Origin of the sequence: Lonsdalea britannica (genome assembly GCF_946477055.1) — a bacterium.
GTDB lineage: Bacteria > Pseudomonadota > Gammaproteobacteria > Enterobacterales > Enterobacteriaceae > Lonsdalea > Lonsdalea britannica_A.
This window is the reverse complement of record NZ_CAMKXG010000075.1, coordinates 1-13594: the sequence shown is the minus strand read 5'-3', so window position 1 is coordinate 13594 and position 13594 is coordinate 1. Positions and strand designations below refer to the sequence as shown.

The window sequence follows — 13594 nt, the reverse complement described above, 5'->3', positions numbered from 1 at the left end:
GTGCCGGTCGGCGTACCGTCGACGCTGGCGAGGCGCCGACCGGATGTTCGTCAGGCGGAAGCGCAGCTGCATGCCGCCACCGCGAATATCGGCGTCTCCGTCGCACAGCTGTTCCCCGACCTGTCGCTGACCGGGCAGCTCGGCATGCGCAATACCGATTTCAGCTATATGGATAACTGGAGCAGCCACTTCTATAGCTTCGGCCCATCGGTTTCCATTCCGATATTCCAGGGCGGCCGTCTAGTCTCCGGCGTCAAACTGGCCCGAGCGGAACAGGCCAGCGCGGCATTGGGCTACCGTCAGACCGTGCTCACCGCCTTGCAGGACGTGGAAAATGCGCTGGTCAGCTACCGGAGCGATCAGCAGCAGGTCGAAGAGCTCGATCGCACCGTCGAAGCGCAACAAAATGCGTTCGAACTGGCGAGTGACGGTTACAGCAAAGGTCTTACGTCATTTATTGAGGCGCTGGACGCACAGCGGCAGCTGGCGCAGGCGAAACAGCAGGCCATTATGGCGCGCGTGCAGACCAATCTGGATCTCGTGGCGCTGTATAAAGCGCTGGGCGGCGGCTGGGAATCTTACCAGCAGGTCAAACTGCCGGAGTTCTCGGTCTTCGGTCCAGCCGAAAGTTAATCTTTGCGATCTAAGGCGGTCTGTTGTCACGGCCGCTCTGACCCTCTCTGCCGCCAGACGCGTCTTCGTGCTGGCGGTTTTTTTATTCCCCTTCCCTGCTCTCCGCGAACGACCATCCATCCTGCAACGCACGGCGGCATAACGTCGAGGTTCGGCGAGAGAGGGTCGGCGAACCGAGGCGTGTTCCTAAAAGGATGAGGTCGACCGGTTCGCTACGGCAGAGCGCCACACAATGCAGTACACTGAATAGGACAATATTCTCTCATCCAACTCTTTGCGATCAGGTACGGGTAGAAGCATGTTATTGACTTTATTAGCGATAATCGTGGTATTCATTGTCATTCCCGCCGTTTACCTTCATAGACCCGAGTTTGTCAAAATTAGCGTTCCTGAAGTGAAGGCCAGCGACTCGGACCATTATCAGCAAGGCCAGTTTCACAACGTCGAAGCCACCCCCGTTTTTACCGGCAGCGGTAATATTGCCAAGTTGCTGCTGGACTTTATCCTGCACGGCAACCCGCGTCGTCGCCCTAAACAGCCGCTCCCGACGGTGAATACGTCGCTGTTGGCGTTGCCCGCCGAGCGGGACGTCGTTATCTGGCTCGGCCACTCCTCGTTTTACGTGCAGCTGGCGGGAAAGCGCCTGCTGGTCGACCCTGTGCTTAGCCAAAACGCCGCGCCGGTCCCATTCGGAAACCGCGCCTTTCGGGGCACCAATCCCTTCACGCCGGCCGATATGCCCAACATCGATTATTTGCTGATGACGCACGATCACTGGGACCATCTGGATTACGCCACTCTGATTGCGCTCAAACCCAAGGTAAAACAGGTGGTCTGCGGGCTGGGCGTGGGCCAATATTTTCGTGCCTGGGGATTCGACGCCAGCCGCGTTCATGAAGCCGACTGGTTTTCCGAACTGAAGCTGGGGGATGGCCTCACCATTTCGCTCTTGCCCGCCCGCCATTTCTCGGGACGATTATTCAAGAAGAACCAGACGCTGTGGGGATCTTTCGCCCTGCAAACGGCTAAGCGACGCCTGTACTTCAGCGGAGATTCGGGTTATGGCGCGCATTTCAAAAAAATCGGCGAGCAGTTCGGCAGTTTTGATTTCGTCGCGCTCGACAGCGGTCAATATGACGAACGATGGTCGCACGTTCACATGCGACCGGAAGAGGCCGCACAGGCCGCGACGGACCTGCGTGCGCGAGCCCTGCTGCCCGGTCATATCGGTAAGTTCGCGCTGGCGCAGCATGACTGGAACGATCCGTTTATTCGTATCGACAAAGCCAGCGAGCGCCATGATTGGCGGCTATTGACGCCGCTGATCGGCCAACCGCTGTGGCTGGATGACAGCGAAACGACGTTTGAACGCTGGTGGGAAAAAATGCCTCGCTAATCGCTTCCCAATGCCTGCGGAGATAATCAGCGAGGGAAAATGTGCGGGTGAGCGAGCGGAACCCAACCGCCAAGCGATGTGGCGCGGGTTTACTCGGGCGTTTCTGAACAGCTTACTCACCCACACGGTTTCTCACGGACGGTTTACCGATCACGTCTGACTAAGCACATTACCATTCCAGACATCGCCCCGATTAATCACGTGAGCATTGTTATAAGCACTGGACATGTTTTTATTTTTCAGCGGACCCCAGACATTATTCCACGGCATAAAAAACGTGGCCTGAGGATAGGCAGAGAGAATGACGTCCACCACATTGCCATAATCCAGTTGGCCATCAAGCGTCAGCGGACCTATTTCCGGAAAGGCGAAGGGTTTATTGAGATCCAACATTTCTTGATAACCGTATAGCGTTTGCGGATTATCTAAATACATGTCCAACCCGGTAATATCGACATAAGCATGGCCGGGATAATAGTCTGATTTATATTGACGATGCGCATCCGGTGAATAAACCCACAGCAAATTATTGAGCCCTTTGCGATAGGTGAAATAGTTGAACATATCCTGATAGAGCATTTTATACAGTTCCATACGCACGGTGTCGCAAGTTTCATATCCGGACGCGCCCCACCAAAACCACTCGCCATTCATTTCATGCAAGGGCCGATAAAACACTGTGATACCGCGACGATTTAATTCCGACAGCCCCTCGGCGATGCGATCCAGTATTGCCAACCAACGCTGCCGCTCATCGGAACCAAACGCCAAAATCCGCGAAAATTGCTCATTACTGATCGGCTGTTTCAGCGCACCTCCCCCCGTTCCCGGATTGTTCCCCGCATAAATAGGATTCGGCAGATGATGACTAATAGCCACTAATCCGCCCTTCTCCCAGTGTTTGATCAGCTCAGCATTGCAGCCGTAGTCGATCAAACTGGCCTCCTCGCCAGGTTCGGTAATATCCCAACCGCGCGCGTAATCCGCACCGTAAATTGCGGGAAATTGCCCCGTAGCCGCGCATATCGCCTCCGCCTGCTGCAGTGAAAAGGCATCCTCGCCGGTGATATGGGTGTACCCGCCAAACGCGCCGGAGATCAGTTTTTTATTTGAACGCGACGGTAAATCGGCGAGCCAGTGATAAATACGGACTGCGGTATCATCCGCATGTTCATTCGCGGTATTTAATTCTGTTTTATCGTTCATAGTCATACTCCTCATTATTAAATCATGGCTTAATATTTATTTCCGCTATAATTAACGCGGTCTCATGAGGGTATCACTGCGAATAACGCATTAAATAAGACGCTGTTGTGTCGTAAATAGCACAACACAATGTTCTTGAATTATTTCCGTAAAAATATCCAGCGAGAGAAATAAAGTCGTCATTTAATTAATGGGGTAAGTACGGTTTTGTGGCTATCGAAAGTGACAATAGTTTTAAATAAAACATAATTAGCGCGAAGAATAATCACGCTCTAGCCACAAGGCAGATATTTTGTTGGGTGAATGACGGCATGAATTTGGGGATGAATATTTGAAAAATACCCTTTCCACTCACGCGTCATCCCCATGAGCCACAGTGAATCGATGATTGAGTACACCGTGATATCTCAGACAATCGACATTAAGGCTGTAAAAGCAATAGGATCAAGGCGGTCACCCACAGCGCCGTCGTGGCGAATATCGCTCGGCGAAACAGTCGCCTGACGCCCAGATAACGTTCGGCCAACGTACGTGTCTTTCTTCCGGCCTTTAGTGACCATAAATGTGACATTCCCTCGTCGAAATCGGCGAGATGATTTTCGCTCGCTATCAGTTGAAAAAGTCTTTCATCAAGCCATAAACGCCAACAAAAATAGTGAGTGATGAAAAACAACGTAAGCGGCAACGCACAGAGCGGCGAAGAGAAGAAATGGCACGCAACGCCCAGAGGCGGGAGCGTTAACAGCGCCAGATAACGCCAGCTCGAAAGATGGATTTGCATAATGCGATTCGTTAACACGCTGTTCGGCATAACCGTTCCTGAAACTGTTCCAACACCCTGAGATGGCACGGCGTTAACACTACCTGTGGCCGATGAGCGCTGATCAACTCGACGGCGTCTTGCACGTTGGAGACGGCTCTCTCCGCCAATAACCACGCGGCGACAACCACCGCGCTACGGGATAAACCAAGGGCGCAGCAGACCAAAATGGTCTCGTGGCTTTGCCGTAACTGATTTAATGTCATGACGCACTGACAGAGCGTTCGCTCGTCCGGCACGACCAAATCCATCAGTGGACAGGCGTGCCAGACAGATGGGGATGCGCGATGAAACTCGGCGGTGAGATCCAGCACGGCGCTTTGTTGAACCTCAGTCAGAGGAAAGACCCCGAGGTAAATGCCATCATGAATAGCCGAAGTGTGAGGTAAACGGCGACAGAACATGTATTTAGAAAGCCTTACCCCCACTAAATAGGGCAGCAGAAGTATCCGTGCGGACAGCGATAATCTCCCCTGTGCGTCTTTTTGGAAAACGCCGACGCCTGCTCCGGCATAACCCACAGCGACAAGGAGCGTCGAGAGTGCTGGCCATAGCGCTATCTTGCCGTAAGGGATCGTCAATCCAACAGACAAAAGCACCATCCCACTGGCCGTGTAGAGCGCCGACAGGCGCACGGCCTGAGCGGATGGCCGTCGCCAACACCATGTTCCCGCCATCGGGATCGCATAGCTGATGATCACCGCGGTGATGACCCCGCTGATGACATCAATGACGTGATGTTGCCAGGTGGTCAGAACCGAGAGGGCTATCAGGAGAAACCACGCGCCGGATATCGTTTTTGCCGGCAAGCCGATCAGATGCTGCCGGAAGCGCAGCCACAGCAACCACGCAAGAATGATATGTAATGACGGCGCCTGATTATAGGGGAGATCGAATTGCTCCAACTGGCGAAATAGCCAGCCAAAGATCCCCTCAGTTTCAGGACGCACAAAGGTAAATTTCAGCGGGAATAATAAAAATCCGCAACATGCGATGAGCGATGCCGCCAACAACCGGTATCCATGCCGCGTCAGCTCTTGTTTTGATGAGCAAATAAACAGAGATATGCCGTACAGAACATCAATGCTCCAATAGGGCACGATGGTCCACGGCATAAACGGAATGGCATGTTCCCAGCCAAAGACGCGGCCACCCACATCCGGCCTGGCAGCCGTAAACTGATTCACCTGACCGTAGGTCAGAAAAAACAGCGGCCCCAACAGTAACAACCAGCACAGTCCATATTTCCAGCGACCAAATCGAGGGGTCGAGACAACGGATTCAGTCATGCTGTTTTCTTACCGCCATCGATACGGTAAAGATCCCATACTCATCGATTAGCTGAGCGCACTTTTCAAAGCCAGCCTGCTCCACCAGACTATCCATCTCGTTTTGAGGCCGCACCCGCATCACCCAGGGGGTATTATTCCGGTGACTGGTTAAGGTGTAGGCGATCGTTTTCAGTTGCGGATGCCAGGGCTGTCCGGTGTAAATCAGCACGCCGCCCGGGGGGATGGCCGCAGCCAGCCCTGCCAGAGACCTTTCCAGCACGTCATTAGCCGGAAAAAGTTCATACAAGCCGGAGACGATCCCCAACGTCGGAGCGGGAGCGATGGAGGCCAGAGAGTCATCATCAAAGGCATCGCCTAGCCTAAATTGCGCAACCGGACTCAGCCCTCGCGCCTCAATCATCGCCTGCCCTTTCGCCACATTCAGCTCGCTGTAATCCCGCAGCAAAATACTCTCAATATCAGGCTGATGCTCAAGCGCATCCAACACATAGCGCCCATGCCCGGCGGCGATATCGGCAACGCGTATCGGCAGATTTTTTTCTCTCAACGTCGTCAAAGCGTGTTGGATCATTTGCTGGATATGAACTTTGCGAATGCGGATACCGCGCCAACCGATGCTATTGAGATAATAACGGTCAATGACACGCCCCAAGATACCTTTGCCTTCCGGGATGTTGCGATAGACATAGTCAAGGGTGCTGCCAGAATCGAAGCCGGTATCAAATCCCAACTGCATGCCTGTTGAGCGAGTGCCTAGGGTTCGCATGGCGTAGTTCAGTGCGGTATAGCATATCCCTTCCAACGAAAGCGGCTTTGGCGGTACTTGCAATTCACGATACGCATCGGCGCTGGGGCTCCAGCGATCTTCGTGACGGTAATCGAACGTCTCAACGTCACGGCTGTAGAGGCGCGAAATAAAATTTCGCATTTTATCGAAGGCAATATGCCGATCTTTCTCACCCAGCGTATCGTGATAAAAGCCCGGTAAAATATGCTGCTCTTTTACTGTGCTGCGCAGACGCGCATAGAATTGTTTTTGCGGCTTGGTGCGCACGACGAAATCATCGCCAGAGATCAGAAGTTGGGTCGGCAGCGTAATCGCTGAAGCATCAGAAACGATGCGTTTAGAGGTGACATCGAGATCCAATAAAATATTGACCGCGATTTGCCGCGAAATCAATTTGTCCTGCGCAAAGCTGGCAATACGCGCCGGATCGTGGCTCAGCAGCTTCCCCTTCACGTAGGAATTGACATAAAACAGGCCACGGATTCGCTGTAACAATCTCAACCCCGCATGAGCAAACGGCACGTAGAGTTTGACCTTAAACGCCGGCGACGCCAGCACCATACCGCGAATTTTGGGCGCATAATCATGCACCCACGTTGACACCAGCACCGCTCCTACGCTTTGTGCAACCACAACGATATCTTCGCCACTGACATTGGCATCCGACGCCACAAAACGTACAAACTCATCGACATCTCGCACTGAACGAGCAAGGCTAGGACTGTAGCCGCGCTCGCCGGGAGACTGCCCGTGACCGCGCGCATCCCATGCGTAAAAATGCGTGTCCGGCATGTTCAGTTCATCAACAACATGCTGTAGCCGCCCTGAATGCTCATGTCCACGGTGAAATAGCACGATGACTTTGCGTCCATCACCGGCAACGGCGGGCCAATGTCTAAAATACAATGACGTATTATCACTGGTTAAAAAACTTCCGTCCTGAAATAGGCGAGCATCCAGACTCATAATATTTCCCTTATGACATTCCGCTGGGATGTAAAAAAACCATTTAAGACGTTATCTTTTAAAAGATAAGTCACAGGCAAAATAAATACGGGGTGTGCATTGGGATTCATGAGCACACCTTAATAATATAAATAGTAATAAAAATGGAAAAACAATGGCGCGGTATAAATCAGCGAGTCCAGACGGTCTAATATGCCGCCGTGCCCCGGCAATAAATTACCGGTATCTTTAACGCCGGAGTCGCGTTTAATCGCTGACATCACAACATCACCGCAAAATCCGCCGACGCCGATAATCATCCCTGCGCCTAATGAATAAAGCCAGTTCATCTGCGTCAGCACCGGGCCTAATATTGTGGCCAGCAACGTCGTCGTACCGATTCCCCCCAGCAGTCCCGCCAAGGTTTTATTCGGGCTGACGGTGGGCGTCACCTTGATTTTCCCCAACGACTTACCCCAAAGATACTGAGCAATATCATTAATTTCCGTCAACGCGACCAGGAATATGACCAACAGCGATCCCTCACTAGCGCCTTCTTTTGGTAACACCAGTAAAAAAGCCACGTGGCTCAGTGCAAACACGGTCATCATCATGCCCCAATGCATCACCGACACCGAATGCAAAAAACCTCGGGTATTGCCAATGGCGACCATGCGAGCAGGTAATAGCAAAAACAGATAAACAGGAATAAAAATAAGGAACATGCCATACCACGACATGCCGATTAAAAGATATTGCAGGGGAATAGCCGCATACATCCACAAGAGAGGAATATTCTCTGAAGGCCGTATTAGGGCCAGGCTGGTATATTCTTTTAACGATAGAAAGCTAATCCATCCAAAGAACGTCAGGGCGAGCCATTTCGGCGATATCATCGCTAAAGAGAAAAGGATAACGATGATCCACCAGCTGTTCATCCTCTGCTGCAACTCAACCCAATCTTGCCGAGGGCGATATTTTTTCAGTAGGAGTATCGCTATTGTCGCCAAGAGTACAATGCTGAATATACCGCCCAGACAATAATATAACGTGTGAGTTGCGCTAGGCATTGCTGGACTCCAGTGCCCCACGACAACGGTTAATGCAGGTCCATATAAGTAATAAGACCGCAATCATCAATACGATATTCACTAAAACAGCATATTGCGCCCAGAGGGCGATGCCGAGACCTAATGCGCCAAACAGCAATGCGCGATCGCTTTTGCCCAGCGGACCACGATAGTTTCTCTGATGCGTTAATGTTTGAGTGAGGACACCACAAAACTCCGTTAGCCCGGCAAGCAAAACGACAAGGACAACCCAGCCAGGCCAAACGCCTGACAAGAAAGCGAACGGGAGATAGAGCGCCGCGTCGGAGACAATATCCCCGACTTCGTTGAGAATCGCGCCCAGCGTTGTCTGTTGATTGAATTCCCGCGCCAGCATGCCATCCATCGCATTCAGCGCCATACGAAAGAACAAATATATCGGCAGGGAACTGAACAGGACAGGAACCGGATATAACATCAAGACACTTCCCAGAGCCACCGATAGCCCCATCGCGAGCAGCGTCACCTGGTTTGCCGTGATTCCCCAACGATGTAATGTCGCGACGGCAGGCCTTAAAAGGTTTTGAAATTTCGGCTTAATGTCATACAGCGTCACTCGGCAACTCCTGTCCATGTTGAAAGTCATGCATCGTTCTATTCCTTAGATGAAGATTCCCCGCCCTCTTCCTGTGAAAAAGACGGGTGAGTCGACAATGTCCGCTTACTAACCTCTTTGAAAAATGCTAAAGGAATATTACTTCTTTCTTGGCAACATCACCGTCGTGGCTTGTTTTTGCGCTTTGAGTAATTTCGGCCTGACGAAAATGAACATCACCAAGACAAAGAGAATAATCAGAACGATCTGCATCGCTAAAGCTCCTCTAGTAGCTCACATCATTGATTATTTTTTTCATTTCTTCGGATACCTTACCTTTATCTCTTTTCAGGTAGTAACTATACAGAGGTTTTAATGCCGTTGCCTCTTTCACCTTTTTCAAGAAATTTAGATAGTTAGGATCTGGATCCCACGCGATAGCCAAATGAATCCAAAAATCCATAACAAACAGGTTTTTGCTCATTCCACGGGCATTGAAGGCACAAAAGGCATAGAGATAGGCGATGTATGCCAGCTGATCCAACCTGACACGCGCTTCGGACAGAACTTTGGGTGCCTCAACGAACAGCCCTTGGTGGATCTGCTGCTCTTCGCCAGAAGCGATTAAGCTACAGGCATAATCGTACTGAGATACCGCATCCCCCAGCTGAATATTAAGTTTTAAGAGCCTCTCTCGTTCGATCGCAAGGTCTGACTTCTCTGACGGATGCTCACTCTGCTCAATTAAAGTCTCCAAATCACGAGACTTAATCAAAATCGCCTGCGAAGATCGCTGCCGCATTGCGATATTTAAAAACGTATTTGCTTTATCCGTATCTGGCTGGATTGAAAGCATCTCGGCCAGTGTCGGCGTATTCCCCTGATAGACTTCGTAGCACAGTATGGATGCGTTAATTGCCTGATTCGCAGTGGCAAATTTTTCCAAGACGGGCTTTATTGAAGCGGCATAGCCGACTTTACACAGGATAAAGATATGCAATCTGAAGAGGTTGTAATCAAAAGCGCTCTCAACGGTGAAATAGTCACGTTCAATACTTTCACGCTGATCGGCAAGGTTAATTTTCCCCAATGGGAAATTTGCGGCTAATGCCCGGTATAACATCTCTATCGAAGAGCTTGAATTACGGTATTGCGTTTGACTAGACAGATCGTCAAACACATTTAGGTTATCTTCAAATTCATAAATCTTCATCAGTGAGATGAGGATATTGAAAATATCATATGCTCGATAAAATATAATCCAGGGCGATGCCAATTTAACAATATGGTGTAATGACACATAAATACTCTTCACCCTATTATCTTTTGACTTTTGAGGCTCATCGGGCGCAGTCGTCAAAATATGGTAGCAGAAGTCGATGTATTCAAATAGCGTCAGCGAGTCTTCCTCATCAGTAAGATGAGTATTCACTAATGCTGTGAATTGTTTTTCACGCTTATCTAATGATTTTCGATAATTGACCAAAGGCAAAGTATTGTATGCCGTAAGTTGATCGTATTCTTTTTCACGCTGTAATATGTTTATCTGCGTTGCAGATAAATCATTGCAATAATCACTTGATAAAAAACGATCAACTTTTTCATATTTATCATCGCCATACCACCTTGGCGATAAGAACCTGATCACGGTTTTTCTTGACTCAATATTCTCATGATCCACCGACAGAATATGCCTCAACCAATAGAATGGCGTGAAAGCCTGTTCTTTATCCGTAGGTGAGGATAGCGTTATATTAATTAAACCCTGCGGCGCTATATATTCCTCGAATGAGGCTAAATAGGCATTGGCCTCTTCATTATAAGACTCACATGAAAAAGGAATAGGTTGTGTGATGGTCAGTTCTAACCAGTGAGGCAAACCAAATTGGCCTGAAGCTTTTAACAACTTAGTGTATACCGCGATACACTGAGGGTTAAGCTCCAGCGTTTTCAATGCCCAATAAAAAAACTGGTCATTAGCCACGCTAAACTTCAATTGCTGCGCGGCAGTCACCCGATCCATGGTTTGTATGCCACGTTCTTTGGCAGCAATTGCATGCCAAAAACTCGCAAAAAAGGCATAAGGATAATAACTTTCCGGCATTTCCTGCTGCCAAGCGTGGAGCTGTGACAAAATCACGCCGTGATCATCAACCTGGTGATTAAAAATAAACTGTATGTGAAGTGCTTGCTGTAAATCTTGGCCATGCAACCGCGCAAACAGCGCCTCGACGTCCTGATATTTTTTTTGGGCTAAATTAAGCTTCAGTTGTTGTTGTAAGTCATATATTTCAACGAGAGATTGCATGATTAATCATCCAGCTCTGAACAGATGGGTCGGATTGTATCAGCATAAAAAAGTATTTTTCCAATACAGAATAACCATAGAAACAATGAGCCGAGTAAAAGAGGGTTTTTATCTATACCCATCATACTTCAAGTTGCAGGAGCATGAACCCAAGGCAAAATTAAGGGTAACTTATTTGAGTGCTACCATCCTGCATCTTGAAGTTACTTGGGTATATGATCTGCTTAGTACGTTATAATCTATTTGAGCAACTCGATGATGTGTGCTTTTGCATACCTTACAAAGCATTCTACAGATGGCACAGACTCGTCCCAATTCTTTTCGGTTAACCCCAGATACTCCGAGCGGGCCATTTGCAGTGTGGTGGCATGCTCGACGGGCAGTTGCGGAGTTAGCCAAGCTGCCGCCTCGTCCTTGGAGACAATAGCTCCGGTAGCGACGCTGTACCAAATACGCGCCAGTGTCAGGATGATATTAAGTTCATCGCCCTGTAAATCCGACGGCTCTTTCCACAGTTCAAGGATATATCGAAATGTTTGTAACAAATCCCTTTTAGGTATGGCATCAAATAGCGCCTCGGCGCTTTCTCCGATTATTGGTACGCTGGCCTTACGCGCATTGGTCAGAAGAATGGAAATATCGGGATCTGGTTGTGCCGGTTCATAAATTCCGAGTTGGATATCGTTACGCAACCATTCGCCAAACTGCATTTCTCTTGACGGTGGGTATTGCCATGGCACCACGTGTGAATACAAAACTATAGTGACCTCCAGCGCTCGATAGTTATCAGAGATCCCGGGTGGCGCAGACATTGCCAGAAATCCCTGCATCAAAGCTTTCCGTTGGATAGTATCAAGCGGTTCTCGTATTGTGACTAGCAAATCAATGTCGCTATGGGGCTTCAAGCCACCTTCAACCGCAGAACCATACAAATGAATAGCTATCAAATTGCAATCAATAATCCGGGTGACGAGTTCACAGGCGACATCCACCTGCCGTCGAATTGTGTCAGGTATGTTCTTTTCCATATTTCCCGCCTCAATCGTACAAACAGCAATTTTTTATCAGCGATTGAATATTAAGTTCACAGTTATAATCCATTACCCCAAAGATTCTGATTTAACTTTCTGAAAATTATCGTTAATACGACAACCAAGCATCCTTCCTATCACTGGCAAGGTATCGCTGAAAAATCCGTTTATTGCCGCCCGGAAAGTTTTCGCTGTGGCGAAGTAGCGGTTGTTCCGGACATGTTCATTCATGACCTTCCACAACCGCTCTACCGGATTCAGATTCGGACTGTAAGGGGCAATATTCATCACCACCGCCCAGTCCTGCACCAGTGAGGCCCGGTGATACGGCGCACCATCCAGGATGAGATGTATTTTCTGCCTGACCGGATAAGTCTGCCGGATGGCGATGAAAAACGCACATATGGTTCTGGCATTAATCTGTGCATAATCGCAGGTCACAGTCCGTGCGATGTCGTTCAGACAGAGTGCCCCGATAATATTCATCCGGGTACGGCTGCCGGTGGTTTTAACCGGTTTCCGCTCACCCCTGCGTATCCAGCCACCACTCAGTTTCGTTGACTGAGTGGGATGCACCGCATCCATAAACAGGATGGGTTCTTTATCTTATCACCCGCAGTGAGCTTAAGAGCCTCATATCCAGCCATGAACTGCTGCTGTTTTTCTTGCTGAACTTATGAGGGACGCCTGTCGGTTTTTTCCAGGAAAAACCGTTGCGGTGAAGCCATTTGTTCATACCCGGAACAGAGTAAGACACACCGAAACGCTCCCTGACAAGGGCAACAACACTGGTTGTGGTCACATAGACGTCAGCGGTCAGCAAACAAATCAGTTCTGCTGAGTGTGCAGAACAGAGGTGCTCCTGTGAGCCGCCGTTGTCAGAGGTCAGCTTGCCCTCATCAATATAATCCGCGATATGGCGCAGGACGGTGGTCTCGTGAATAAGCTGGGACCGGGCAATCATGGCGGTTGACCAGCCCTGAGCAGATAGGAGCACACAGCGAATTCTGTCGCAGACACGGCGGTCACGACTTTGTCGGTGCTGAGCCTCAAGGGCTGCAACTGTTCAGGTGAGAGTCTGATGTTCATGGTTTGAACATGATCCCCTGACAGCATGAAATCAAGCAGTTTCAATGAAAACGGGTATATAAGGATTATTTCATATAACCGCAGGGGAATATATTTAGAGCCAAGGCTACGTCGGGACGGGTCGTACTTGGTGATAGTGAAATCGTACATAAATGAGTCAATTCTCAACCTAAGGCACCCCATATGACAACATCAGTATCTACCCACAAGAAATTCCACCAACGCCCTTACGCATCGGACAGCAGCATAACCTCACAACGCGATCGCTAATACCGATCGAAATGGTAAAAGTGATCTGTATAAACGTTTATAAAACAAACAGCCCTGATGTCATTATGCGTCTGCATACTAAAAATAAAGGCTGACGCCAGGGAAAATTAAACCGCCAATTTGGCGGTTTTTTCATGGCATATCGTTCATTTACATAACAATAAGTTGCGCAT

The 13594-nt window shown here is 49.4% G+C and carries 10 protein-coding genes and 1 pseudogene; 2 read left to right on the top strand and 9 right to left on the bottom strand.

Features of this window, described 5'->3' with window-relative positions:
* A partial coding sequence (locus tag Q7O77_RS07325) for a TolC family protein (protein ID WP_304165033.1) occupies window positions 1-633 on the top strand: 633 nt, incomplete at its 5' end.
* Window positions 634-931: 298 nt separating this feature from the next.
* The gene (locus Q7O77_RS07320; RefSeq protein WP_304165032.1) at window positions 932-2029 is read left to right on the top strand and encodes an MBL fold metallo-hydrolase; all 1098 of its coding nucleotides are present in this window, start codon (window positions 932-934) and stop codon (window positions 2027-2029) included.
* Between the two features lie 150 nt (window positions 2030-2179).
* Here the strand turns inward: Q7O77_RS07320 and Q7O77_RS07315 are convergent, their stop codons facing one another.
* From Q7O77_RS07315 to Q7O77_RS07275, 9 genes and pseudogenes are all read right to left on the bottom strand, one after another.
* Entirely contained in the window at window positions 2180-3235 is a 1056-nt protein-coding gene (locus tag Q7O77_RS07315; protein WP_304165030.1) for a glycosyl hydrolase, read from the bottom strand.
* Between the two features lie 421 nt (window positions 3236-3656).
* Window positions 3657-4046 (bottom strand): hypothetical protein, encoded by a 390-nt coding sequence (locus Q7O77_RS07310; RefSeq protein WP_304165028.1) that lies wholly within the window; start codon window positions 4044-4046, stop codon window positions 3657-3659.
* Complete coding sequence (locus Q7O77_RS07305) at window positions 4028-5344, bottom strand: phosphatase PAP2/dual specificity phosphatase family protein (RefSeq protein WP_304165025.1); 1317 nt, start codon at window positions 5342-5344, stop codon at window positions 4028-4030. Before Q7O77_RS07305 ends, Q7O77_RS07310 begins: the two co-directional genes overlap by 19 nt.
* On the bottom strand, window positions 5337-7100 hold the full coding sequence (locus Q7O77_RS07300) for a bifunctional alpha/beta hydrolase/class I SAM-dependent methyltransferase (RefSeq protein ID WP_304165022.1): 1764 nt from the start codon (window positions 7098-7100) through the stop codon (window positions 5337-5339). Before Q7O77_RS07300 ends, Q7O77_RS07305 begins: the two co-directional genes overlap by 8 nt.
* 119 nt (window positions 7101-7219) lie before the next feature.
* Complete coding sequence (locus Q7O77_RS07295; protein ID WP_304165020.1) at window positions 7220-8149, bottom strand: phosphatidate cytidylyltransferase; 930 nt, start codon at window positions 8147-8149, stop codon at window positions 7220-7222.
* Window positions 8142-8744: a CDP-alcohol phosphatidyltransferase family protein gene (locus Q7O77_RS07290; protein ID WP_304165017.1), complete on the bottom strand. Its 603-nt coding sequence runs from the start codon at window positions 8742-8744 to the stop codon at window positions 8142-8144. Before Q7O77_RS07290 ends, Q7O77_RS07295 begins: the two co-directional genes overlap by 8 nt.
* A gap of 265 nt (window positions 8745-9009) precedes the next feature.
* Complete coding sequence (locus tag Q7O77_RS07285) at window positions 9010-11031, bottom strand: DUF4034 domain-containing protein (RefSeq protein ID WP_304165014.1); 2022 nt, start codon at window positions 11029-11031, stop codon at window positions 9010-9012.
* A gap of 239 nt (window positions 11032-11270) precedes the next feature.
* Entirely contained in the window at window positions 11271-12059 is a 789-nt protein-coding gene (locus tag Q7O77_RS07280; protein ID WP_304165011.1) for an aminoglycoside adenylyltransferase family protein, read from the bottom strand.
* Between the two features lie 72 nt (window positions 12060-12131).
* Window positions 12132-13151, bottom strand: a pseudogene (locus tag Q7O77_RS07275) (IS630 family transposase).
* Window positions 13152-13594: the final 443 nt, after the last annotated feature.